At 64.9% G+C, this 21,465-nt stretch carries 19 protein-coding genes; 10 read left to right on the forward strand and 9 right to left on the reverse strand.

Annotated elements, in window-relative coordinates; translation table 11 throughout:
- Window positions 1–20: 20 nt before the first annotated feature.
- Complete coding sequence (gene argF / locus N5C88_RS04320; RefSeq protein WP_280014760.1) at window positions 21–962, reverse strand: ornithine carbamoyltransferase; 942 nt, start codon at window positions 960–962, stop codon at window positions 21–23.
- Between the two features lie 58 nt (window positions 963–1,020).
- Window positions 1,021–2,202 (reverse strand): aspartate aminotransferase family protein, encoded by a 1,182-nt coding sequence (locus N5C88_RS04325; RefSeq protein WP_059380450.1) that lies wholly within the window; start codon window positions 2,200–2,202, stop codon window positions 1,021–1,023.
- 219 nt (window positions 2,203–2,421) lie between these two features.
- On the opposite strand from N5C88_RS04325, the gene N5C88_RS04330 reads away from it, so the two are divergent.
- Entirely contained in the window at window positions 2,422–2,712 is a 291-nt protein-coding gene (locus tag N5C88_RS04330; RefSeq protein ID WP_013392635.1) for a DUF3579 domain-containing protein, read from the forward strand.
- A gap of 61 nt (window positions 2,713–2,773) precedes the next feature.
- Here the strand turns inward: N5C88_RS04330 and N5C88_RS04335 are convergent, their stop codons facing one another.
- Window positions 2,774–3,493 carry a GntR family transcriptional regulator gene (locus tag N5C88_RS04335; protein ID WP_059380449.1) on the reverse strand — a complete coding sequence of 240 codons (720 nt, stop codon included), beginning with the start codon at window positions 3,491–3,493 and terminating at the stop codon, window positions 2,774–2,776.
- A gap of 249 nt (window positions 3,494–3,742) precedes the next feature.
- Here N5C88_RS04335 and N5C88_RS04340 point away from each other — a divergent pair, with 249 nt between their 5' ends.
- The 8 genes from N5C88_RS04340 to N5C88_RS04375 all read left to right on the forward strand — a co-directional run bounded on the left by N5C88_RS04340 (window position 3,743) and on the right by N5C88_RS04375 (window position 12,845).
- Window positions 3,743–4,498 carry an aspartate/glutamate racemase family protein gene (locus N5C88_RS04340; protein WP_280014744.1) on the forward strand — a complete coding sequence of 252 codons (756 nt, stop codon included), beginning with the start codon at window positions 3,743–3,745 and terminating at the stop codon, window positions 4,496–4,498.
- A 74-nt stretch (window positions 4,499–4,572) separates the two neighbouring features.
- Window positions 4,573–6,150 (forward strand): ABC transporter substrate-binding protein, encoded by a 1,578-nt coding sequence (locus N5C88_RS04345; protein ID WP_118932229.1) that lies wholly within the window; start codon window positions 4,573–4,575, stop codon window positions 6,148–6,150.
- Window positions 6,151–6,212: 62 nt separating this feature from the next.
- Window positions 6,213–7,205: an ABC transporter permease gene (locus N5C88_RS04350; RefSeq protein ID WP_054451141.1), complete on the forward strand. Its 993-nt coding sequence runs from the start codon at window positions 6,213–6,215 to the stop codon at window positions 7,203–7,205.
- Entirely contained in the window at window positions 7,195–8,136 is a 942-nt protein-coding gene (locus N5C88_RS04355; protein WP_059380446.1) for an ABC transporter permease, read from the forward strand. The genes N5C88_RS04350 and N5C88_RS04355 overlap by 11 nt, the downstream gene beginning before the upstream one ends.
- 24 nt (window positions 8,137–8,160) lie before the next feature.
- Window positions 8,161–9,354, forward strand: a complete 1,194-nt coding sequence (locus N5C88_RS04360) for an amidohydrolase family protein (protein ID WP_059380445.1) — start codon at window positions 8,161–8,163, stop codon at window positions 9,352–9,354.
- Window positions 9,354–10,841, forward strand: a complete 1,488-nt coding sequence (locus tag N5C88_RS04365; protein ID WP_280014745.1) for an amidohydrolase family protein — start codon at window positions 9,354–9,356, stop codon at window positions 10,839–10,841. The genes N5C88_RS04360 and N5C88_RS04365 overlap by 1 nt, the downstream gene beginning before the upstream one ends.
- Window positions 10,838–11,872 (forward strand): ABC transporter ATP-binding protein, encoded by a 1,035-nt coding sequence (locus tag N5C88_RS04370; protein WP_280014746.1) that lies wholly within the window; start codon window positions 10,838–10,840, stop codon window positions 11,870–11,872. The genes N5C88_RS04365 and N5C88_RS04370 overlap by 4 nt, the downstream gene beginning before the upstream one ends.
- The gene (locus tag N5C88_RS04375; protein ID WP_059380442.1) at window positions 11,862–12,845 is read left to right on the forward strand and encodes an oligopeptide/dipeptide ABC transporter ATP-binding protein; all 984 of its coding nucleotides are present in this window, start codon (window positions 11,862–11,864) and stop codon (window positions 12,843–12,845) included. Before N5C88_RS04370 ends, N5C88_RS04375 begins: the two co-directional genes overlap by 11 nt.
- A 53-nt stretch (window positions 12,846–12,898) precedes the next feature.
- On the opposite strand, the gene N5C88_RS04380 is transcribed toward N5C88_RS04375, so the two are convergent.
- The 4 genes from N5C88_RS04380 to N5C88_RS04395 are packed head-to-tail and all read right to left on the reverse strand — an operon-like array spanning window position 12,899 to window position 17,873.
- Window positions 12,899–14,113 carry an ABC transporter permease gene (locus N5C88_RS04380; RefSeq protein WP_280014747.1) on the reverse strand — a complete coding sequence of 405 codons (1,215 nt, stop codon included), beginning with the start codon at window positions 14,111–14,113 and terminating at the stop codon, window positions 12,899–12,901.
- Window positions 14,101–14,790, reverse strand: coding sequence for an ABC transporter ATP-binding protein (locus tag N5C88_RS04385; RefSeq protein ID WP_280014748.1), 690 nt, complete (start codon window positions 14,788–14,790; stop codon window positions 14,101–14,103). Before N5C88_RS04385 ends, N5C88_RS04380 begins: the two co-directional genes overlap by 13 nt.
- Before the next feature lies 1 nt (window position 14,791).
- Window positions 14,792–16,291 (reverse strand): HlyD family efflux transporter periplasmic adaptor subunit, encoded by a 1,500-nt coding sequence (locus tag N5C88_RS04390; RefSeq protein WP_280014749.1) that lies wholly within the window; start codon window positions 16,289–16,291, stop codon window positions 14,792–14,794.
- A gap of 7 nt (window positions 16,292–16,298) precedes the next feature.
- Window positions 16,299–17,873, reverse strand: coding sequence for a TolC family protein (locus N5C88_RS04395; RefSeq protein WP_124260357.1), 1,575 nt, complete (start codon window positions 17,871–17,873; stop codon window positions 16,299–16,301).
- Window positions 17,874–17,997: 124 nt separating this feature from the next.
- On the opposite strand from N5C88_RS04395, the gene N5C88_RS04400 reads away from it, so the two are divergent.
- Window positions 17,998–18,588 (forward strand): hypothetical protein, encoded by a 591-nt coding sequence (locus N5C88_RS04400; RefSeq protein ID WP_118932237.1) that lies wholly within the window; start codon window positions 17,998–18,000, stop codon window positions 18,586–18,588.
- 63 nt (window positions 18,589–18,651) lie between these two features.
- On the opposite strand, the gene N5C88_RS04405 is transcribed toward N5C88_RS04400, so the two are convergent.
- Both N5C88_RS04405 and N5C88_RS04410 read right to left on the reverse strand, forming a co-directional pair.
- A complete protein-coding gene (locus tag N5C88_RS04405; protein ID WP_165867815.1) occupies window positions 18,652–19,092 on the reverse strand; it encodes a flagellar protein FlhE in 441 nt (146 codons plus the stop codon).
- 1,064 nt (window positions 19,093–20,156) lie between these two features.
- A complete protein-coding gene (locus N5C88_RS04410) occupies window positions 20,157–21,434 on the reverse strand; it encodes a TRAP transporter large permease (RefSeq protein WP_118932239.1) in 1,278 nt (425 codons plus the stop codon).
- Between the last annotated feature and the right edge of the window lie 31 nt (window positions 21,435–21,465).

Consider the following 21,465-nt stretch of genomic DNA (forward strand, 5'->3'; position numbering starts at 1 on the left):
TTTTCCATATGGGGGTGGTCTTACTTGATCTGGCCCAGCAGCAGGAACTCCATCAGCGCCTTCTGCACGTGCAGGCGGTTTTCGGCTTCGTCCCAGACCACGCTTTGCGGTCCGTCGATGACTTCGCCGGTGACTTCCTCGCCGCGGTGGGCGGGCAGGCAGTGCATGAACACGGCCCGGGAATCGGCGGCGGCCATCATTTCGGCGTCCACGCACCAGTCGGCGAAAGCGGCGCGGCGCTCTTCGTTTTCGGCTTCATAGCCCATGCTGGTCCAGACGTCGGTGGTGACCAGGTGCGCGCCCTTGCAGGCTTCCATGGGGTCCTTGAATTGGCGCAGCACCGTGGCCGGCGGCGTGCCGATGCGCGAGGCTTCGAGTTCGTAGCCGGCCGGGGTCGACACGTGCAGCGTGAAACCCAGCATTTCCGCGGCTTGCAGCCAGGTGTAGGCCATGTTGTTGGCATCGCCCACCCAGGCCACCGTCTTGCCGGCGATGGGGCCGCGGTGCTCGATGTAGGTGAAGATGTCCGCCAGGATCTGGCAGGGGTGGAATTCGTTGGTCAGGCCGTTGATCACCGGCACGCGCGAGTGCGAGGCGAAGCGCTCGATGCGGGTTTGCTCGAACGTGCGGATCATGACGATGTCGACCATGCGCGAGATGACGCGCGCGGTGTCTTCGATGGGCTCGGAGCGGCCCAGCTGCGAATCGTTGGAGGTCAGGTTGATGACCGAACCGCCCATCTGGTACATGCCGGCCTCGAACGACACTCGGGTGCGCGTGCTGGCCTTTTCGAACACCATCGCCAGCGTGCGGTCATGCAGCGGCATGTGGGGTTCGTAGCGTTTGAACTTGTCCTTGATCAGGCGCGCGCGGTCCAGCACGTAGGCGATCTCGGCGGACGAGAAGTCCTTGAACTGCAGGAAGTGCCGCAGCGGGCCGTTTTGAGTCGTGGGAGGTGTCATGGTGATGTCGCAGGTCATGGGGCCCGGCCAGGCTCATGGCCCGGGCGGGACGTTGATTTTATGGTGTTTCGGCCAGGAATTCCTGGATGAGCGGAACCAGGATGGCGACGATGCGGTCGGCTTCGTCGCGGTTGAGGATCAGCGGCGGCAACATGCGGATCACGCGGTCGCGCGTGACGTTGATAAGCAGGCCGGCCTGCATGGCGCGCAGGGCCAGCACGCCGCAGGGGCGGGCCAGCTCGATGCCCAGCATCAGGCCGCGGCCGCGGATGTCGGTGACGCCCGCGACGCCGGTCAGCGCATCGGCCAGGGCGGTTTTCAGGTGATTGCCCACGTCGTGGGCGTTGGCGAGCAGGTTCTCGGATTCCAGCGCATCCAGCACGGCCAGCCCGGCCGCACAGACCAGCGGGCCGCCGCCGAACGTGGTGCCGTGGCTGCCGGGGGTTAACACGCCCGCGGCGGGGCCGGCGGCCAGCATGGCGCCGATGGGCACGCCGCCCGCCAGGCCCTTGGCCAGGGTCATGACGTCGGGCACGATGTCGGCCCACTGGTGGGCGAACCACTTGCCGGTGCGGCCGATGCCGGACTGGACTTCGTCGATCATGAGCAGCCAGCCGCGCTCGGTGCACAGCCGCCGCACTTCCTGCAGATAGGCGATGTCGGAGGGGCGGATGCCGCCTTCGCCCTGCAGCACTTCCAGCAGCACCGCAGCCACGCGCGGCTCGGCGTCGCCGGCGGCGCGCACCGCGTCCACGCTGTTGTAAGGCACCTGGATGAAGCCCGAGGGCAGGGGCTCGAAGCCCTTGCGCGCCTTTTCGCTGCCCGTGGCCGCCAGCGTGGCCAGCGTGCGGCCATGCCAGGACGAATCCATGGTGATGATGTGGGCGTGCTTGTTGCCGCGCTGGTAGGCGTAGTAGCGCGCCAGCTTGATCGCGGCTTCGTTGGCCTCGGAGCCGCTGTTGTTGAACGCGACTTCCCGCATGCCGGACAGCTGCGTCAGGCGAGCGGCCAGCGCGGTCTGCTGCGGCACTTCGTAGATGTTCGAGGTATGGATGACGCGGGCGGCCTGCTCGCTGATGGCGGCCACCAGTTTCGGATGGGCGTGGCCCAGGCAGGACACCCCGATGCCGGCCAGCGCGTCCAGGTACTTGCGGCCTTCGGCGTCCCACAGCCAGACGCCCTGGCCGTGCGTGAACGATACCGGCAGCCGGGCGTAGATATTGGCCAGAGGCGAAGTCATCGAGGATCCTCCTGTGGATGAAGCGGATTGCGCCGGGACTCAGCCGGAGTTCCCGTGGGATGCCGCCGGGGTTGGCAGTCCGGACAGCTCGTTTTCCCAGGCGAATCGCTTTTTGAAAGAGGGCAAAGGATCAATCATATACAATTCGCGGCGCAGGGCGCATGTTTGATCACGCCGAAGATCCGGCTTTCGTGAAGGGCGCGCTGTAGTGAAGAACTCATGGCAACTCGCGTCAGACAATTCGTAATTCATGGCGTTACCGAAAGCGGTAGCCGCTTTCGCCCCAGCGATTGGGCGGAACGGCTCGCCGGCGTAATGGCACAATTCCGGCCCGCCGGCTGTGCCGGTAACCACCTCACCTATTCGCCCTATGTGCTGCCCGTCGTGATCGACGGCGTGCGCGGGATCGTGGTCGATCTGCGTTTGCGCGATCTGGAACCGCTGGCGTACAAGTTCGTGGTGGATTTCGCTCGCGACAATAACCTCAAGACGGAAGAGCGCGAAATCTAGGCTCTCCAACCAAAAAAGCGCCCTCACCGGGCGCTTTTTCGTTGGGGGGCTTCGTGCGTCCCTACGTGCCGTAGCGGTCCAGGATCTTGCGGATATCGCGCACGCCCTGGCCGTCCGCGGTCAGAAGCGCGCGCGCGGTCACCGATTCCAGGTGATGCTCCAGCAGGTGCAGCACGTGCTTCTCGTCGCGCGCGCGCAGGCCCGCCACGATCTCCATGTGTTCGCTGACGGCGCATTCGCTCGAATGCGGCCGGCCATAGAGGGCCAGGATCAGCGAGCAGCGCGACACGATCTCGTTCACGTAGCGCGCATACACCGCATTGCCCGACAGCTCCGCCATCAGGATATGGAATTCGCCTGACAGCCGGATGGATTCGTTGGTGCTGTTGCGCTTGCGGGCTTCCTCTTCCTGCGCCACGTGCTGTTCCAGCCTGGTCAGTCCGGCTTCGGTGATGTGCTGCAGCAGCCGGCGCGTGACGTCGCGCTCCAGGCAGCGGCGCGCCTCGAAGATGTCGTGCGCCTCTTCCAGGCTGGGGCGGGCCACCGCGGCGCCGCGGTTCGGCCGCAAATCCACCAGCCCTTCGCTGAACAAGCGTGTCAGCACGCTGCGGACGATGGTCCGGCTGACGCCAAAACGCTCGCCGATGATGTCCTCGGGCAGCTTGTCGCCGGGCAGCAGGGCCTGCTCGATGATGGCTCTGCGCAAATTTTTGTATACGATTTCGTTGCGACTGATGTCTTTCTTGGCGGGCTCGTCGGCCGGCGGCGCGAGGGACTTCATCTTCTTGTTGGCTCCTATGCCTGCGCGCTTTTCAGGGTGTTGGAATGGTCCGGCAGGCGCTGCCGGCGCGCGTTTTTCTCTGTGCTGGGAAGCATACTACACCCGGGCCTAAGGGTTAGCGATAGCTTGCCGCCGGGATTCTGCGGAGTACATTGGCGACATAAATCGTATACAAATTTTTATACAAAACAAGCGTGATCGTTCTTTAATGATCATCTTGTTTGTATACAAGTTCACAAAGGCTGATCCATGTCCGCTGTACCCCAGGCCGCCGCACCCGAGCTGTCCCTTTCCTCGCCTTACCGCCTGCTGGTGGTCAACGGCAACACCACCTCCGAGCTGACGGCCAGCCTGGCCAGCCAGGCCGAGGCCTTTTACGGGGACAGGGTCCGCATCCATGCGGTCACCGCCGGGTTCGGCCCCGCCTACATCGCCAGCCGCGCGGAGGCGGCTGTTGCCGCCCACGCCGTGCTGGACATCGTGGAGCGGGCGGCGGGCGAGGCGCCGGACGGCGGATTCGACGCCTGCCTGCTGGCCTGCTTTGGCGAACCCGGCATCGGCGCCGTGCGCGAACGCCTGGACGTACCCGTGGTGGGCATGGCCGAGGCCTCTATCCTGAGCGCCCTGCAGCGCGGCGACCGCTGCGCCATCGTGACGGTGGGACAGCGCTGGCCCGGCATGCTGCGCGAGCAGATCCGGCAGCTGGGACTGGAGTCCCGCTGCGCCGGCATCCTGGCCCTGCCGGGCAATGCCCTGGACTACGTGTCGCGTTCGGCCGAGTCGGCCTTGCAGGTCAGCCGGGCGCTGGACGCCGCGGTGGCGCAGGGCGCGGACGTGGTGATCGTGGCGGGCGCGGCGCTGGCCGGCTACCTGCCCAGCCTGCCGCGCCTGCCGGCCGTGCCCATCATCGATTCCTACCGCGCCGCCCTGGCCCAGGTGCTGGCGCTGGCGTCCCTGGAGCGCGCGCAGCGGCTGTCGCTCGTCCGCCCGGGCGCGCATTCCTAGCCATTTCGTCTTACCCACCGCGCCGGGCTCGACCCCGGCGAGTTCAGACCGATACACAAGGGAGAGTTGCAGCCATGAAGACTTTGCTCAAGTGGACCGCGGGCGCCGTGATCGCGCTGTCGGCCATCACGGGGGCCAACGCCGCCAACACGCTGAAGTGGGGCGCGGCCCGGGACCTGGATTCGCTGGATCCGTATTCCTACGGCAGCACCTTCAACCTGGCGTTCCTGAACCATGTGTACGAAGCGCTGATCCGCTATGACGACAAGTTCAACATCACGCCCGCGCTGGCGGAGTCCTGGGAGACGCCGTCGCCCACGGTGCTGCGCTTTCATTTGCGCAAAGGGGTGAAGTTCCACAATGGCGCGCCGTTCTCGGCGGACGACGTGGTGGCGTCGATGACGCGGGTCTCGGACGAAGCTTCTCCCCTGAAGGGCAATCTGCCGGCCTTCAAGGCGGTGCGCAAGGTCGATGACTACACGGTCGACATCGAAATGACGCATCCGTATCCGTTGATGCTCAACGACCTGACCAACATCTTCATCTTCAACCGCCAGTGGCTGGTGGACAACAACAGCCTGAAGCCGACGGACGCCGCCAAGAAGATCGAAGGCTATGCCACGCATAACGCCAACGGCACCGGCCCGTTCAAGGTGGAGTCGTACCGTCCGGATACGCGCACCGTGCTGGTGGTCAACCCCGGCTGGTGGGACAAGCCGCGCCACAACCTGGACCGCATCGAATTCACGCCCATCGCTTCCGCGCCCACGCGGGTGGCGGCGTTGCTGTCGGGCGATATCAATTTCACCGAGAACGCGCCGCTGCAGGACCTGGACCGGCTGCGCGCGGCGTCCAACGTCAAGGTGCTGGCCTCGACCGAGCTGCGCACGCTCTATTTCGGTTTCAACCTGGGCGACAAGCTGGTCGGCTCCAACATCACTGACAAGAATCCGCTGAAGGATCTGAAGGTGCGCCAGGCGCTGTACATGGCGCTGTCGCCGGAGCTGATCCAGAAGCGCGTGATGCGCGGCCTGTCGCGCACCACGGGCGCGCTGGTGGCGCCGTCCATCCCGGGCTACGAGACCAAGCAGGAAGAGCGCCTGCCGTTCGACGCCGCGCGTGCCAAGAAGCTGCTGGCCGAGGCGGGCTATCCGGATGGCTTCACGGTGTCGCTGCTCTGCTCGAACGACATGTTCGTCAACGAGGAGGAAATCTGCCAGGCCGCCGCCTCCATGTGGGCGCGCATTGGCGTGAAGGCCTCGCTGGCCAGCGGTCCGCGTTCGCTGCAGAACCCCAAGCGTTCGCGCGGCGAGTTCGACATCACCATCCACGGCTGGGCCAACGAGCCGCAGATCGACGCGCTGTCCATCCTGCTGCAGGTGATGCACAGCCGCAGCGGCCCGGCTGGGGTCTTCAACTGGGGCCAATGGGGTGATCCGGCGCTGGACGCCAGGATCGACGCCGCCGCGGCTGAAATGGACCGTCCCAAGCGGGTGCAGATGATGGCCGACGTGCTGCAGACGCTGCATGACGACGTGCGCTTCCTGCCGCTGCATCAGCAGCCGATGGCCTGGGCCGTGGGCAAGAACGTGGGCGAGGTGCTGCAGATGCCGGACAACAAGGCGCGCCTGTGGACCGTACGCATGCAGTGACGCCGCGGACCGCCGCCTGCCGGCGGTCCTGCGTATGACTAGGGTCTGAAGGGGAGCCGCACATGCTGGCATTCATAGTGAGACGGGTCTTCAACGCGGTCGGCGTCATGCTGGCGGTGGCGCTGATGGCCTTCGTGATTTTCCGGTTCGTCGGCGACCCCGTCGACATGATGCTCAACGAGCAGGCCTCGCAAACGCAGCGCGATGAACTGCGCGAACGCCTGGGACTGAACGCGTCGGTGGGCATGCAGTTCGTGCACTTCGTGACCAACGCGGCGCAGGGCGAGTTCGGCATTTCCTACCGCAACCAGCAGGACGTGTTCGCGCTGGTGGCCGAACGCTTTCCGGCCACGTTTGAACTGGTGCTGATGGCGACGCTGCTGTCGCTGGTCATCGGCGTGCCGCTGGGCGTGCTGACCGCCATCTACCGCAAGTCGCGCCTGGCGCAGGCGCTGCAGTTCGTGTCCATCCTGGGCATATCGCTGCCCAGCTTCGTGGTCGGGATCATGCTGATCCTGATCTTTTCGGTGCAGCTGGGCTGGCTGCCGGGCTTCGGGCGCGGCGACACGGTGAAGATCGGCTGGTGGACCACCGGCCTGCTCACGCCCTCGGGCCGCGCCGCGCTGGTGCTGCCGTCCATCACGCTGGCGCTGTTCCAGATCACGCTCATCATGCGCCTGGTGCGGGCCGAAATGCTGGAGACGCTGCGCACCGAGTTCATCAAGTTCGCCCGCGCGCGCGGCCTGCCGGATCGCATCGTGCATTTCCGGCTGGCCCTGCGCAACTGCCTGATGCCGGTGATTACCGTGACCGGCATGCAGATCGGCAACCTGATCGCCTTCGCGCTGATTACTGAAACGGTCTTCCAGTGGCCCGGCATGGGGCTGCTGTTCATCCAATCGGTCATGTTCGTGGACATCCCCGTCATGGCCGCTTATCTGGTGATCGTGTCCTTCATCTTCGTGGCGCTGAACACGCTGGTGGACATGATGTACGGCGTGGTCGACCCGCGCCTGCGCAGCCAGCACGTCAAGGGAGGCGCCAATGCTCACTAAGCCATTTTCCGCAACGGGGCAGGGCCGGCTTGCCCGCTTCCTGCGCAGCGATCTCTGGTGGAACCTGAGGCAGGACTACGTAGCCATGGGCGCGGGCATCGTGCTGCTGGCGGTGGTGCTGCTGGCCGTATTCGCGCCCTGGATCGCGCCGCAGAACCCGTACGACCTGGCGCAGCTGGACCTGTTGAACGCGGAGCTGCCGCCCGTCTGGGAGGCAGGCTCGGATCCGCAGTTCCTGTTGGGCACGGACACGCAGGGCCGCGACGTCTGGTCCGCCATCCTGTACGGCTCGCGCATGTCGCTGGTGATCGGGCTGGCCACGGTGGTGCTGTCGCTGGCCATTGGCCTGCTGGTGGGGCTGGCGGCGGGCTATTTCGGCGGCTGGGTCGACAACGCGCTGATGCGCCTGGGCGATACGTTGCTGAGCATCCCGACGATCCTGGTCGCGATCCTGGTGACGGCGGTGTTCCGCCAGCTGTTGCCGCCCGGCATGCGCGAAACCCTGTCGGCCGTGATCCTGATCCTGGCCATCTCCATGACCAACTGGGTGCAGTACGCCCGCACGGTGCGGGCTTCGGCCCTGGTGGAGCGCGGCAAGGAGTACGTGCAGGCGGCGCGCCTGATCCGCGTGAGTTCGCTGCGCATCATGCTGACCCACATCCTGCCCAACACGCTGACGCCGGTCATGGTGACGGCCACCCTGAACCTGGGCCTGGCGATCCTGATCGAGGCCACGCTCAGCTTCCTGGGCGTGGGCATGCCGCCCACCGAACCGTCGCTGGGCACGCTGATCCGCCTGGGCAACCAGTTCCTGTTTTCGGGGCAGTGGTGGGTGGTGGTGTTTCCCGCGCTGTACCTGAGCCTGATCGTGCTGGTGGTGAACCTGCTGGGCGACTGGCTGCGCGACGCCCTGAACCCCCGCCTGCGCTGAACGCAAACCGACAAGAGTAGAACGATGGAAAACGCAACGCTGTATACCCAAGTCCGCCCGGCAGGCGGCGAGATGACTTCGGTGCTGGTGCGCGACGGCCGCATACAGGCGCTGGGCGGACCGGCTCCCGCCGGCGTGCCGGTGGTGGAGGGGGGCGGCGCGCTGATGCTGCCGGGCCTGATCGACGCCCACGCGCACCTGGACAAGACCATGTACGGCATGCCCTGGTATCGCAATGAAGTCGGCCCGCGCCTGATCGACAAGATCGAGAACGAGCGCGCCGAGAAGAGGCGCCTGGGCATCGATCCGTACCGCCAGTCGGCGCGCCAGCTGGTGATGTCGATCGGCGACGGCACCAGCCATATCCGCAGCCATGTGGACGTGGACACGGACATCGGTCTGGCAGCGATCGAAGGCGTGATGCGCGCGCGCGAGCAGTACCGCGACCAGATCGACGTGGAGATCGTCGCCTTCCCGCAGAGCGGGCTGCTGATCCGTCCCGGCACGCTGGAACTGATGGACGAGGCCCTGCGCATGGGCGCGGAAGTCGTGGGCGGGCTGGATCCGGCCGGCATGGACCGCGATCCCAAGGGTCATCTGGACGCCATCTTCGGGCTGGCCCAACGGCACGGCAAGCCCATCGACATCCATCTGCACGAAGCGGGCGAACTCGGCGCGTTCTCGATGCAGATGACCATAGACCGGGTGCTGGCGCTGGGCATGCAGGGCAAGGTCACCTTGTCGCATTCATTCTGCCTGGGCATGCCCGACACTTACGCAGTGCAGGCATTGACCGAAGGCTTGCTGAAGGCCGGCGTGCACATCATGACCACGGGCTCGGCCTCGCGGCCGGTGCCCAACGTGGCGAAGCTGCACGCGGCCGGCGTCACGGTCTGTACCGGCAACGACGGCATGCGCGACACCTGGGGCCCCTACGGCAAGCCCGACATGCTGGAGCGGACCATGCTGGTGGGCCTGCGCAACAACTTCCGCCGCGACGACGAACTGGATCTGGCGCTGCACGTGGCCACCTACGGTAATGCGCAGGTCATGGGCTTGTCCGACTACGGCCTGGCGCCAGGCTGCCACGCCGACTTCGTGCTGGTGGACGCCGAGACGGTGGCCGAAGCCATCGTCTCGCGCCCGCCGCGCAAGCTGGTCGTCAAGGGCGGGCGCGTGGTCGCGCGCGACGGCCGGGCGCTGGCGGAGGCGCCGTGATGAGCGCGCCGCAAGGTCCCATCCTGCTGACCGCCCGTTGGGTGGTGGGCCACGAGAATGGCCGCCATTGCCTGTACGAGAACGGCGAGGTGGTGTTCGAGGGCGACCGCATCGTCTACGTCGGCCACCGCTATCCGGGGCAGGTCGCGCAGCGCCGCGATTACGGCCGGGCGTTGATCGGCCCGGGCTTCGTGGACCTGGACGCGCTGTCCGACCTGGACACGACCATCCTGGGCTTCGACAATTCGCCCGCTTGGAAGAAGGGCCGCATCTGGCCCGAGAGCTACATGAAGCGCGGGCCGTACGAGATGTACACGGCCTCCGAGCTGGCGTTCCAGAAGCGCTATGCCTTCGCCCAGCTGATACGCAACGGCATCACGACGGCGCTGCCGATCGCGTCGCTGTTCTACCGGGTGTGGGGCGAGACCCGCGACGAATTCCTGTCGGCGGCCAACGCCGCCGGCGAACTGGGTCTGCGCGTCTACCTGGGGCCCGCCTATCGCAGCGGCCACACCTATGTGGACGCCGCGGGCAAGATCCGCTGCCACTACGACGAGGCGCGCGGCATGGCGGGGCTGGCCGAGGCCCTGGCTTTCTGCGACGAGATCGAAGGCCGCCACAACGGCCGGGTGCGCGCCATGCTGTCGCCCGACCGCATCGAAACCTGCACGCCTGCGCTGTTGCGCGCTTCGGCCGCCGCGGCGCGCGAGCGGAACATTCCGATCCGGCTGCATTGCTGCCAATCGCGCCTGGAGTACGACCTGGTGCTGGAGCAGCACGGCATGAGTCCGCCGGAATGGCTGCAAAGCCTGGACTTCCTGTCCGAGCGCGCCTTGCTGCCGCACGGCACCTACGTGTCGGGTTCGCGCCATATCGAGCGGCCCGGGCGCGACCTGGAAATCATCCGCGACGCCGGCGCCAGCATCGTGCATTGCCCGTTGGTATCGGGACGCCACGGCGCCACGCTGGAATCGTTCGCGCGCTACCGCAAGCTGGGCGTGAACATCGGCATGGGCACGGACACCTGGCCGCCCGACATGGTGCTGAACATGCAGGTGGGCATGATGCTGTGCCGCGTGGCCGATGGCTCGACCGAGGCGGTCCGCTCCGAGGACTACTACGACGCGGCCACGGTGGGCGGGGCTGACGCGCTGGGCCGCCCGGACCTGGGCCGGCTGGCCGTGGGCGCCAAGGCCGACATCGTGGTGTTCGATTTTTCGCACGACCGCAACGGCCAACTGATCGATCCCATCCAGACGCTGATGGTGAGCGGCAGCGGGCGCGACGTGTCGCAGGTGGTGATCGACGGCCGCTTCGTGATGGTGGACGGGCGCATCCCCGGTTTCGATGCGCGCCTGGCGCAAGAGCAGGCGCAGACGCAGTTCGACGGGCTGGTGGCCCGCTACCCCGACCGCACCTGGGGCCATCCGCCGGCCGAGCAGATTTTCTCCTCCAGCTATCCGCGTCCCGCAAGGAGTCCGTCATGATGGCCATCGTTCCCAACACCACGCAGCCGCCGGCCGCGGCCAACGTCGCGCCGACCCTGTCCGTGCGCGGCCTGTCGGTCGAATTCCCCACGCGCCACGGCGTCCTGGTCGCCACGCGCGACATCAGCTTCGATATCCAGCCCGGCGAGATCCTGGGCATGGTCGGCGAATCCGGCGCCGGCAAGTCGCTGACCGGCATGGCGGTGATCGGCTTGCTGGAGCCGCCCGGACGGCTGGGCGGCGGCGAGATCCATCTGGCGGGCAGGCGCATCGACAACCTGCCGCCCAAGGCGCGCCAACGCCTGCGCGGCAAGGAAATCGGCGCGATCTTCCAGGATCCGCTGACCAGCCTGCATCCGCTGTTCACGGTGGGCGACCAGCTGGTCGAGACAATCCGCCATCATGACAAGGTGAGCGCTCAGGCGGCGCGCCAGCGGGCGCTGGAGCTGCTGCTGGCCGTGGGCATTCCGGCGGCGGACAAGCGCATTGACCACTATCCGCACCAGTTCTCCGGCGGCATGCGCCAGCGCGTGGTGATCGCGCTGGCCCTGGCGGCGCGGCCGGCGCTCATCATCGCCGATGAACCCACCACGGCGCTGGACGTATCGGTGCAGGCGCAGATCACGGCGCTGTTGCGCCGCCTTTGCCGCGAGCAGGGCACCTCGGTGCTGCTGGTGACGCACGACATGGGCGTGATCGCCGAGACCGCCGACCGCGTGGCGGTGATGTACGCGGGCCGCATCGTCGAGATCGGACCGGTGCTGGACGTGCTGCGCCGGCCAGGCCACCCCTACACGCAAGGCCTGATGAATGCGATTCCCGGCCTGCGCCAGCGCGCGGCCCGGTTGAACCAGATTGACGGCGCCATGCCGCGCCTGCACGCCCTGCCCGACGGCTGTGCTTTCCATCCGCGCTGTGCGATGGCGGGGCCGCGCTGCAGTCAGCAGCGCCCGCCGCTGGCGGCGTCCCCGGCCGGCGCCACCGTCAGCGCCTGCTGGCTGCATCAAGGAGGAGTCGCCCATGCCGCATAACGATGATGTGTTGTTGCGGGCCGAAGACCTGGCCTGCTGGTTCGACGTGTCGCCGCCCTGGCTGGAACGCACGTTGTCGCGCCAGCCCGAGCAGACCTTGAAGGCGGTGGACGGGGTGTCGTTATCCGTGCCGCGGGGAACGACGTTGAGCATCGTGGGCGAATCGGGCTGCGGCAAGTCCACGCTGGCGAAGTTGCTGGTGGGGCTGGTGGCGCCGACGCGCGGAACGCTGCGCTACGGGCGCAACCGCAAGGGCGGCGTGCTGCATCCGCAGATGATCTTCCAGGATCCGTATGCCAGCCTCAATCCGCGCTGGCGGGTGGGCAATATCGTGGCCGAACCAATCACGACGCTGGGCTTGCGGGCCACGCCCGCCGAGACGCGGCGCAGGGTCGACGAGCTGCTGGAGCTGGTGGGCCTGTCCGCCAGCGACGCCGGCCGTTTCCCGCACGAGTTCTCCGGTGGCCAACGGCAGCGCATCTCGATCGCGCGGGCGCTGGCGACGGAGGCGGAATTCCTGGTGTGCGACGAGCCGACCTCGGCGCTGGACGTGTCGGTGCAGGCGCAGATCCTGAACCTGATGGGCGATCTGCAGAAGGAGTTCGGGCTGACGTACGTGTTCATCAGCCACAACCTGTCGGTGGTGCGGCATGTGTCCGACAGCGTGGCGGTGATGTACCTGGGCCGCATCGTGGAGCAGGCGCCTGCGGATCAGCTGTTTGATTCGCCACAGCATCCGTATACGCGGATGCTGCTGGATACGATTCCGGATCTGGATGATCCGCGGCGGGATCGGGAGCCGATGGGGGGCGAGGTGCCGAATCCTATATTGCCGCCGTCAGGGTGTACGTTTCATCCACGGTGTCCGATGGCGCGGGAGCAGTGCAAGGTTGAGGCGCCGGCGGTTGTCGGGGTCGGCGGGCGGCAGTTGCGGTGTCATGCGGTGGCTTGGGATGCAGTGCGCGCCGCGTGATCTTGTCGAGGATCGGCTCCTAGGGCGCCAACCGCGCCGTGGATGAGCCGGTTTCAGTCGGATCTGAGCGCTTCAATCGGACTCAATTTCGAGGCTACAAAGGCGGGGTAGATACCGAAGAACAATCCGGTCAAAAGCGACATGCCGAACCCGAGTAGTGCCGCCAGAGCCGATAGCGTCGGCTCCCAGCCCGTGAACCACGCGTAGAGCACGGAGGCGAGCATGCCGAGCAGGGTGCCTGCTCCGCCTCCCACGAACGAGAGGCTGACCGCCTCCGTGACGATCATTGTCATGATGCCCCACTGGTCGGCGCCGATGGCCATGCGCAGCCCGATCTCGCGGCGTCGTTCGGCGATACCGGCCAGCATGACGTTCATGATACCAATGCCGCCAACAAGCAGCGAGATGCAGGCCACTCCACCCAACATCCATTTGAACATCTGCCCTTGCTGCCGCATGCCGTCGAGCAGCAGCAGCGCTCCCTGCGCCTGGGCGTTGCTGCCCTTGCGCTGAAGAAACGAGGAGACCTCGGTGAGCGCATGAAGAGGGTCGTGGCCCTCGGCAACGCGAAGCAGGATGTTGGATAGCGCTCCGGTCGCGGAGTTCGCGCGGCGATCCGCCTTGATCGGCAGAATCAGGGCGTTGTCGAGATCGAACGGCAGTAGTGGGTTGCGTGGCGCACTACGCAGGACTCCCACGACCGTATAGCGGTAGTTGTCCATGCGGATCTCATCGCCCAGCGCCAGCTCCGTGCCGCCGCCGACGAGTTGTGTAGCCAGATTCCCTCCGACCACCACCACGGTGTTCAATCCATCCCGGTGGGAAATGAATCGGCCGCGGGCGAGTTCCAGCCGAGCTGCGGTCATCAGGTGTTCCGTGGTGCCAATGGCCGTCGCGTCGAGCAACTTTCCTCCTGTGCCGGTCTTGACTGGCGTCGTCGATAGCGGAGCGGCCAGGGAAACCCCGGCGATACTGTTTGCCATTTCTTGCGCGTCTTCGCTCCTGAGTGGGGGGGCTTTGCGCTGTCCGCCGAGGGCGGGGCTGTCCTGAACGATGATGAGGTCCGTCCCCATCGACTTAAATTGGCGCGCAGCCTCGTCCGAGGTGTTCTCTCCGATGTTCAAGAGCGCCACGACGGCCGCAGCGCCGATGGCTATGCCGACCAGGGACAGAAGGGTGCGCTGCCGAACCGCGACCATATTGTCGATGGCATCCTCGACAATGGCGCGCAAGGAGCCGGTCGCGCGCGGGAGATTCATCCACGCCATGGCGCACTCTCGCGAACGAAGGCCCGCCCGTGACTGACGGCGATTTCCCGCTGACACTTGACGCTGATGGCTGGGTCGTGGGTCACGATGACGACGGCGACGCCGGATTCCCGGCTCAGTTCGCCGAGTCGGCTGAGAATGTCCTGCGCCGCCTTCGGATCAAGGTTGCCGGTGGGTTCATCGGCGAGCACGAGCTGTGGCGCTCCGACTAGGGCTCGCGCGATGGCGACTCGCTGCTTCTGTCCGCCGGATAGCGAGTCCGGCAGGTACTCTGCGCGATCGGCCAACCCGACGCGCTCCAGCCAGCGCTGTGCCCGTCGGCGGCGCTCGGACTTGCCGATGCCGCGGTAGAGCAGGGGAAGGCCGACATTGTCGAGTGCGCTCATGCGTGGCAGCAGGTTGAAGGCTTGGAATACGAATCCGATGTGGCGATTGCGCAGGTTGGCTCGCGTCTTCAAGTCCGCATCATGCACGGGCTTGCCCCGGTAGAGCACGGCGCCGCTATCCGGCGCGTCGAGCAACCCCATGATGTTGAGCAACGTGCTCTTGCCCGACCCGGAAGCTCCGATGATGGCGCACATTTCGCCAGCGCCGACCTCGAGGCAGACGTCTTGCAGCACAGGTACTGCACCGCTGCCATTGTGGTAGGCCTTGCTGATCCGATCCAGTTTCAGCATTTCAGTTTCTTGTCTGCACAGGCGACCTGCCGATACGCGCTGGGCCGCCTGGCTCGGGATTCGCGGCGCCCCGGGTTTTTATGCGAAGGTTGCAGGACATTCCGACGCGCAGCCTCCTGCGCTGCTCCTTGCTCAATGCCGGCAGATCGACGCTCACGTCGAACAGGGCGCTGCGGACGCCGTTGCCGCTTTGGATGGCCTGTGCCGAGATACTGGCAAGGTTTCCTAGGAGGGGGGCGATCTCCTGTGAATCGATCCACACTTCCACAGGCATGCCTGTGGCGAGGCCGACGACGTCCGCTTCGTCGACCCGGGCCGACACGCGCAGCTTGCCGGTAAGCGCGACGTTGAACAGCAACTGACCCTTCGTGATCCGGCTTCCCGCATCAAGTGTCGCCGGTGCTTGTCCAGAGGATGCTGGCGCCTTCGACAGAATGCCTGCACGCGGCGCGGCGATGCGTGCCAGCAGCGCGCTCCTGGCCAAGTCCTCGTGCTTCGCCCTGGCCTGCTCATACTCGATTTTGGCGATCTCCAGGTTGCTCTTGTCGGCTTTGTCCTGGGTGGCTTTCAGGTCATCCGCTGCCGCCGCCAACTGGGCCTTGAAACCGTTGAGCTGTTCCGCCACGATGTCGTACTCGTTCCGGGCGAGAATGCCCTTCTTGACCAGCCCGTCGGTTTCCTGCACTTTGCGCTCTGTTTGCTCGACCTGCTGGCGAGCCACCACGAACGTGCGTCTCGCCCGCGAGACTTCGGCGCCACTGTCCCAGTGCTCAAGTTCCTGCATGGTCTTGGCGGCCTTGAGCATCGTCACCCTGGCTTCTTGGACGCGTTGGTTCAAGTCGGTTGGGTCCAGTATCAGCAGCAACTGATCTTGCTCGACTTCCGTGTCGAACGAGAAGTGCCTTTCCTTGATGACGCCATCGAAGGGGGCCGAAACGCCGAGCGTTTCGTTGGCCTCGATGGTGCCGATGACGGAAATGTAGGCCCGGGTGGTGGGTGCCATGATTGGCGTCATCGAAGCCGACGCGGCTGCACTCGCTCCAGATGAGGCCGTCGGCGGAGCCGCGCCGGGGCCAAACGTTTTCCCAAGCAGCACAGCGACCAAGAGGGCCGCCGAGCTACCGGCGGCCAGCCTGGGAATTTTGGTGCGCCCCGCGCGCCGCGCTGCGGCTGCGGGTGCGACCGAGGGGAGCGGGGTATCGAGCAGAATCAACCAACGGCCATCAGCTTCGGGGCCGGGAAGCCGTTCGCATTGCACGTACAGCCGTGTGGCGTGATGGTGTCTTTCTCGAGCACTGCCGCCGCGCGGCGGTGTGCCGAACCGTGAGATCAACGTGCTCGCGGACGTTTCGTCAGCGATATCGAGCAATGCCGTAACGGCCGGCTGGCCGATGAGCGATACACTCGGTAGCCGCAGAAGCACCTCCGCCTCGGTGTTGAGTGATTCGATGATGCCGACGGCGCTCACGACTACGAGGCCGACCTGCCGGGCTGACGGCATGGACTCTTCAGTTCTCATAACCATTGGTCTGGATGATGGGGATGCTCCAGACGTCGAGGGTCTTGCCCATGCGTTCGTCCAGTTCGGTGAGCGTGTTCAGGTACGTGATCTGCGCATTGAGGCGGGCGCTCTCGGCATTGCGCAGGTCGTTCTCGAAGGACAGCACCTGGAAGTTCGACGATTGGCCGACCTGTAGCTTTTCCTTCTCCGCCTCAAGCTTCTGCCGGGACAAGTTGCGGGCCTTGATCGAGAGTTCCAGCTGGCGCCATCGGGTTTGGACATTGCGCGTGGCATCGCGGATGCGGTGCTCCACCGTTTGACGCGTTTCAAGCAACTTGAGTTCTTGGGTGTGCAGATCCACGGAGGCGCGCACCTCGGATTGCTTGATGGAGCGGTCCCCTAAGGGGATGGTGAGCTGCAGGCCCGCGTAGCTGCCGTCGGTCCGGGCGCCGGACGCCTGAATGTCCATGGCTCCCAACGACGCGCCGCTGCTCCGGGCCTGGGTTCTGGTGGCCACCAGCGACAAATCCCACAGCTGCTGGTTCTTGGCATAGTCCAGACTGATCTTGGCCCGTTCGACCAGGATTTTCATGGAGAGGTAGTCGGGCTGAAGCGTGAGCGCCGTTTCCAGGGCGCGCGTCGGGTCGGTAGGACGCCAGTCCACGCTGGTTGGAGCGGTCGCGTATAGAGGTGTGCGCGGCTCCAGAGCAAGCAACGCTACAAGGGCCAGCCGGGCCGTGTCGATCTGGTTCTCCGCTTCTTCCAGCGCTACTTCTCGATTCGCGACTTCGGCCTGCGTTTGCAGGATCTCCACCTTGGCCATGCGTCCTGCCGCAATCAGCGCGCGGTTGACCTCGTACAGGTCTTTGTTGCGTGCCAGGGCTGCTTCGGCGATCACCTTCTGTTCCTGGGCGCGCAGGAGCTCGCGGTAGGCGTAGATCACCTGCGCGACGGTTTGGGAGAGCGTTGCCTTGAGTGCTAGTCGGCTGATTTCATCATCGAGGCGCGCGATGCGGACTGATGCCGTGTTCGCATCGATTCCTGCGTTTTTCAGCAGGGGCTGGCTCAGCGTGACCGATGTAGACGAAGGTGTGCCCGCGGTGCTCCTGCCCTGGACATTGGCGATAGATACGGTCGCCCCGGTCGGCAAGGTGAGCGATGCGTTGGTGTTCAGGTCTTTCGCGTTGCTGGAGGTACCGTTGACTTTGCTCGTCAATGCGGACGTGGTGAGCAGCAGTTTCGGGTAGAACTTCCCTTCGCTGACGTAGAGGTCGAATTTCTGGCTGATGCGCTGGACGTAGGCGCTTTTCACCAACCTGTTGTCCCTCACCGCCAGCGCGATGGCTTCTTCCAGCGGAAACGCGAACGCACTTTGCCGCTGTTTGGCTTGGTACTCGGAATAAAGAACATCCGCACCGAACGCGGCGTCGCACGTCAAAAGAAGCAATCCGGTCAGCGCGGCCGTGAGGTAACGCCGAGGGTTCAGTGGCTTGCTCTGAGAACGCGTGTGCGTAGGATGGAAAAAGTCAGAAAAGTCCCATTTTTCGCTCGCTTTTTGGACTAAAGGCTCGCGATCCTTCAATCTAGCATCAGGCGATAAGTTAAGACGCTGTTCTATCAACGTAGCTTTCCGTGGCGTAGGCGCCAAGAAGATTAGGAAAAAATACTTCAAGGCTCGCCACTTTCTGTATTGATTGGAGATGTGAATGAATATTCAGTCTGGCTTTAGCGTTCTTTCGTTCCAAGGCGCAGATCGAGTGGGCTTTTCGAAGCTGAGTTCCACTACGACGAAATCAACGCCGGTGGACGTGGCGGGGTTTCAGGGACTCTTTCAGGGATTCAATTCTTCGACCACACAAGTGGGCATTTCCGATGCGGCTCGAAAGCGCTCGAGCCAGGAGGGAGCCGCGACGCAGGGCCGCACGGCGATTCAGGAAAAGTGGTTGAATTCCGCAGCTTCCGACCCGCAATACGCTGAACAGTTCGCGTATGACATGGTGAACATACCCAGCACGATCTGGTACGACATACGCGACCAGCTTGCACCGGGAAGAGGGGGGGAGCCGCTGAATAAGCTCTCTTCCGGGCGCATCATCGACGAAGCCTTCAAGGAGAATTTTTCCAAGGAGGCTGCCGTGATCGACGCGCAGCGCAAGGCGATATACGACTCCGAGAAGGCAAAGGGTACTCCTGCGGCTCAGATTCTTGCCAAGCTCTTTGACCATACGAACTCGCAATCCGAAGACTACCTTGAGGCTAGTGGCTGGCTCACACCGGCGGGCCGAAAGGCCGCGTAGTTGCAGATTCATCATTCACGGCGAGCCGGGGTGAGACCCATTGCCCGCTCGCCGATTACCGGATCAGTCGTCGTACATCACCGACACGTTGGCGGTGCCATCACCCATCAGGGGTGACATCGTGCCATTGCCACCGACGCGTGCATGGAAGCGGACCGGCGTGTTGGCCTTGACGCCTTTGCCTTTGAAGCTGACCGAGCCCGAGCCCCTGGAGGTCACGTCAGTGCAGTTGGTGCCGTTGTTGTCGCACAGCAGCACTTGAAAGCCGGTCGGGCGCGGAAAGCGATAGCCGTAGCTGTAGTACACCGTGGTGATGGTTGCAGTGCTCGGAGGGCTCCCGACCACGGGCGGTGCCACGGTGTACCAGTGGTTCTTGCTGTAGATGGTCGGCATGACCGCGGAACTCGAGTAGGCGCCCGCGGCCATGGCGTTCTGGGCGAACGCCGCGAGTGTCAGGGAGGCGACAGCCAGCAGTGCTGGCGCAGCACGTTTCTTGAATCTCATAAGACGACTCCAGTGCTTGATACTGAGTTGATGGAACAGGTGTGAGCAGATCTGGACGAATCTCTCCCGCAACCCGGCCATGTCAATTCGTGAATTCTTTCTCGTGCGAAAGATGACATGGCGAACGCAGGCTATCTGATAGACATCAGCTGCACATCTCCAAAAAAGACTAGGTGCATGACCGGCGACGCCGTGAGTCGGGGTTTCAGAGCGGCTAACACGGGCTTCGTCAGAGCTTTCTGCAGAACAGTTTTGCTTACTGCCCAATGGCACGACGACCCGCCAGTTAGCAAAGAGCTTTGGTGACAGCTACGCGAGCTGACGACTGAGAGCGCAAGCTCCGGCCGGAATGCACTTTGTCGCGTTGGTCCGAGCAGACCTGGAAGGCGTTGGACGGGGCGTCGCTCTCAGTGCCACGCGGCCAATATCGTCGCCGAATCGATCACGAGGCTGGGTCTGAGGGCCACTCCGGCCAAGGCGCGGCGCTGAGTCGACGAGCTGCTGGAACTGGTGAGCCTGTCCACCAGCGACGGCGCATCTCGGTCTTCAAGCGCCAAGACGGAGTTGGCCAAGAATCGTCATTTCAACTTCGCCGCCGGATGGGTGGCGCGCGCGAACGGATCTTGATGCGTAAACGGCTGCTTGCCGCGCGCCACCCATCACCGCCCACCCACCAGATGCTGGTGACATTAGCAAACAGCTCTCCGCATTCGCGCAAGCGCAGACAGCCACGACGCCCACCAACACGTATGCTGCTTGCGGCCGCCCGCGCGGCCGCAAGCAGCGGGTGACGCAAGACTCGCCACCAACCACAGCTCTAGCAGCGCAACAGGCCAAGAATCCGGTAGCTCGCCGGTGCGGGCGCCTGAGGGGCAAGCAACCTCGATGCGCCCGACGGAATCCGAAGGAGTCGCCGAAGGCGAGGACGAGGATGAGGCAGGGGCAGTCCGGAGCGAACGCTCCGGACCGCAATCGTGGGCGCTCGCCCCTCAGGCGTCCGCGCCGGCGAGCGGCCTACGAAGAAGCCCTGACGCCCGCCACTACAACAGAACCTGCAAACAGACTTACTTCGCGTAGACCAGATCCCGCAATCCCAGCGACAACCCCGGCCAATAAGTAATGATCATCAGGCAAACAATCACCACCCCCACAAACGGAATCAACGGCTTGATCAACCTCTCCAACGGCAACTTCGCCACCGCGCAAGCCGCGAAGAGATTCACCCCGAATGGCGGCGTAATCATCCCGAGCGCCAGGTTCACCACCATGATGATCCCGAAGTGCACCGGCTCCACGCCGAACTTCAGCGCCACCGGCAGCAGCAAGGGCGCCAGCACCACGATGGAGGCCGAGGTTTCGATGAACATGCCGATTATGAACAGCGCCGCGTTCACGCCCATCAGGAAGGTGAACTTGGTGTCGAAGATCTGCGCCAGCCACACGCCCAGCGCGTCCGGAATGCCCGCGCGGTTGAGCAGGAAGCTGAAGATGCCGGCGTTGGCGATCACGAACATGATCACCGCCGTCGACACCACCGACTTGTGCAGCGTGGCGGACAGCTGCTTGAAGCTTAGGCGGCGGTAGATGAACTTGCCCACCACCACGGCGTACATTACGGCCACCACCGACGCTTCGGTCGGCGTGAAGATGCCGCCGTAAATGCCGCCCAGGATGATGACCGGCATCATCAGCGCCAGCCAGGCGTTCTTGAACGCGGGCCACAGCGGCAGGCGGCCTTCGCCGTCGCGCTTGCCCAGGTTGTTGCGCTTGGCGTAGAACCAGACGTAGAACATCAGCGCCACGCCGATCAGGATGCCAGGCATGACGCCGGCGATGAACAGTTCGCCGGTCGAGGTGTCGGTGGACACCGCGAACAGGATCATCGGGATGGACGGCGGGATGATCACGCCCAGTTCCGCCGCGCTGGCCTGCAATGAGGCGGCGAAGGGCGCCGGGTAACCGTGCCGGATCATGGCGGGAATCAGGATCGCGCCCACCGCGAAGGTGGTGGCCACGCTGGAGCCGGCCACTGCGGCGAAGATCATGCAGGTCAACACGCAGGTGCAGGCCAGGCCGCCCTGGATGCCGCCCACCACGCTCTTGGCGAACTCCACCATGCGTTCGGAGATGCCGCCCGCTTCCATCAGGTTGCCGGCCAGGATGAAGAAGGGAATGGCGACCAGCGGGTACTTGTCCAGCGCGGCGAAGAGTTGCTGCGCCACCACCACCCAGGGCAGGCCGGCAGCGCCGACTCCCGCCAGGCTGGCCAGGCCGATCGACACGGCGACCGGCACGGACAGCCCGAAGAAAATCAGCATCGAGACAATCATTAATTGGGACATGGCGATATCTGCTGCGTATGTTCGATGGGGG

Origin of the sequence: Achromobacter sp. GD03932, assembly GCF_029839485.1 — a bacterium.
In the GTDB taxonomy this organism is placed as follows: Bacteria; Pseudomonadota; Gammaproteobacteria; order Burkholderiales; family Burkholderiaceae_B; genus Achromobacter; species Achromobacter bronchisepticus_A.

Coding starts and splice junctions, on each gene's coding strand:
- argF (WP_280014760.1), bottom strand. CDS start 962: ATGACACCTCCCACGACTCAAAACGGCCCGCTGCGGCACTTCCTGCAG.
- N5C88_RS04355 (WP_059380446.1), top strand. CDS start 7,195: ATGCTCACTAAGCCATTTTCCGCAACGGGGCAGGGCCGGCTTGCCCGC.
- N5C88_RS04385 (WP_280014748.1), bottom strand. CDS start 14,790: ATGCTGAAACTGGATCGGATCAGCAAGGCCTACCACAATGGCAGCGGT.
- N5C88_RS04360 (WP_059380445.1), top strand. CDS start 8,161: ATGGAAAACGCAACGCTGTATACCCAAGTCCGCCCGGCAGGCGGCGAG.
- N5C88_RS04345 (WP_118932229.1), top strand. CDS start 4,573: ATGAAGACTTTGCTCAAGTGGACCGCGGGCGCCGTGATCGCGCTGTCG.
- N5C88_RS04325 (WP_059380450.1), bottom strand. CDS start 2,202: ATGACTTCGCCTCTGGCCAATATCTACGCCCGGCTGCCGGTATCGTTC.
- N5C88_RS04390 (WP_280014749.1), bottom strand. CDS start 16,291: ATGCCGTCAGCCCGGCAGGTCGGCCTCGTAGTCGTGAGCGCCGTCGGC.
- N5C88_RS04350 (WP_054451141.1), top strand. CDS start 6,213: ATGCTGGCATTCATAGTGAGACGGGTCTTCAACGCGGTCGGCGTCATG.
- N5C88_RS04365 (WP_280014745.1), top strand. CDS start 9,354: ATGAGCGCGCCGCAAGGTCCCATCCTGCTGACCGCCCGTTGGGTGGTG.
- N5C88_RS04405 (WP_165867815.1), bottom strand. CDS start 19,092: ATGAGATTCAAGAAACGTGCTGCGCCAGCACTGCTGGCTGTCGCCTCC.
- N5C88_RS04370 (WP_280014746.1), top strand. CDS start 10,838: ATGATGGCCATCGTTCCCAACACCACGCAGCCGCCGGCCGCGGCCAAC.
- N5C88_RS04380 (WP_280014747.1), bottom strand. CDS start 14,113: ATGGCGTGGATGAATCTCCCGCGCGCGACCGGCTCCTTGCGCGCCATT.
- N5C88_RS04335 (WP_059380449.1), bottom strand. CDS start 3,493: ATGAAGTCCCTCGCGCCGCCGGCCGACGAGCCCGCCAAGAAAGACATC.
- N5C88_RS04340 (WP_280014744.1), top strand. CDS start 3,743: ATGTCCGCTGTACCCCAGGCCGCCGCACCCGAGCTGTCCCTTTCCTCG.
- N5C88_RS04375 (WP_059380442.1), top strand. CDS start 11,862: ATGCCGCATAACGATGATGTGTTGTTGCGGGCCGAAGACCTGGCCTGC.
- N5C88_RS04410 (WP_118932239.1), bottom strand. CDS start 21,434: ATGTCCCAATTAATGATTGTCTCGATGCTGATTTTCTTCGGGCTGTCC.
- N5C88_RS04330 (WP_013392635.1), top strand. CDS start 2,422: ATGGCAACTCGCGTCAGACAATTCGTAATTCATGGCGTTACCGAAAGC.
- N5C88_RS04400 (WP_118932237.1), top strand. CDS start 17,998: ATGAATATTCAGTCTGGCTTTAGCGTTCTTTCGTTCCAAGGCGCAGAT.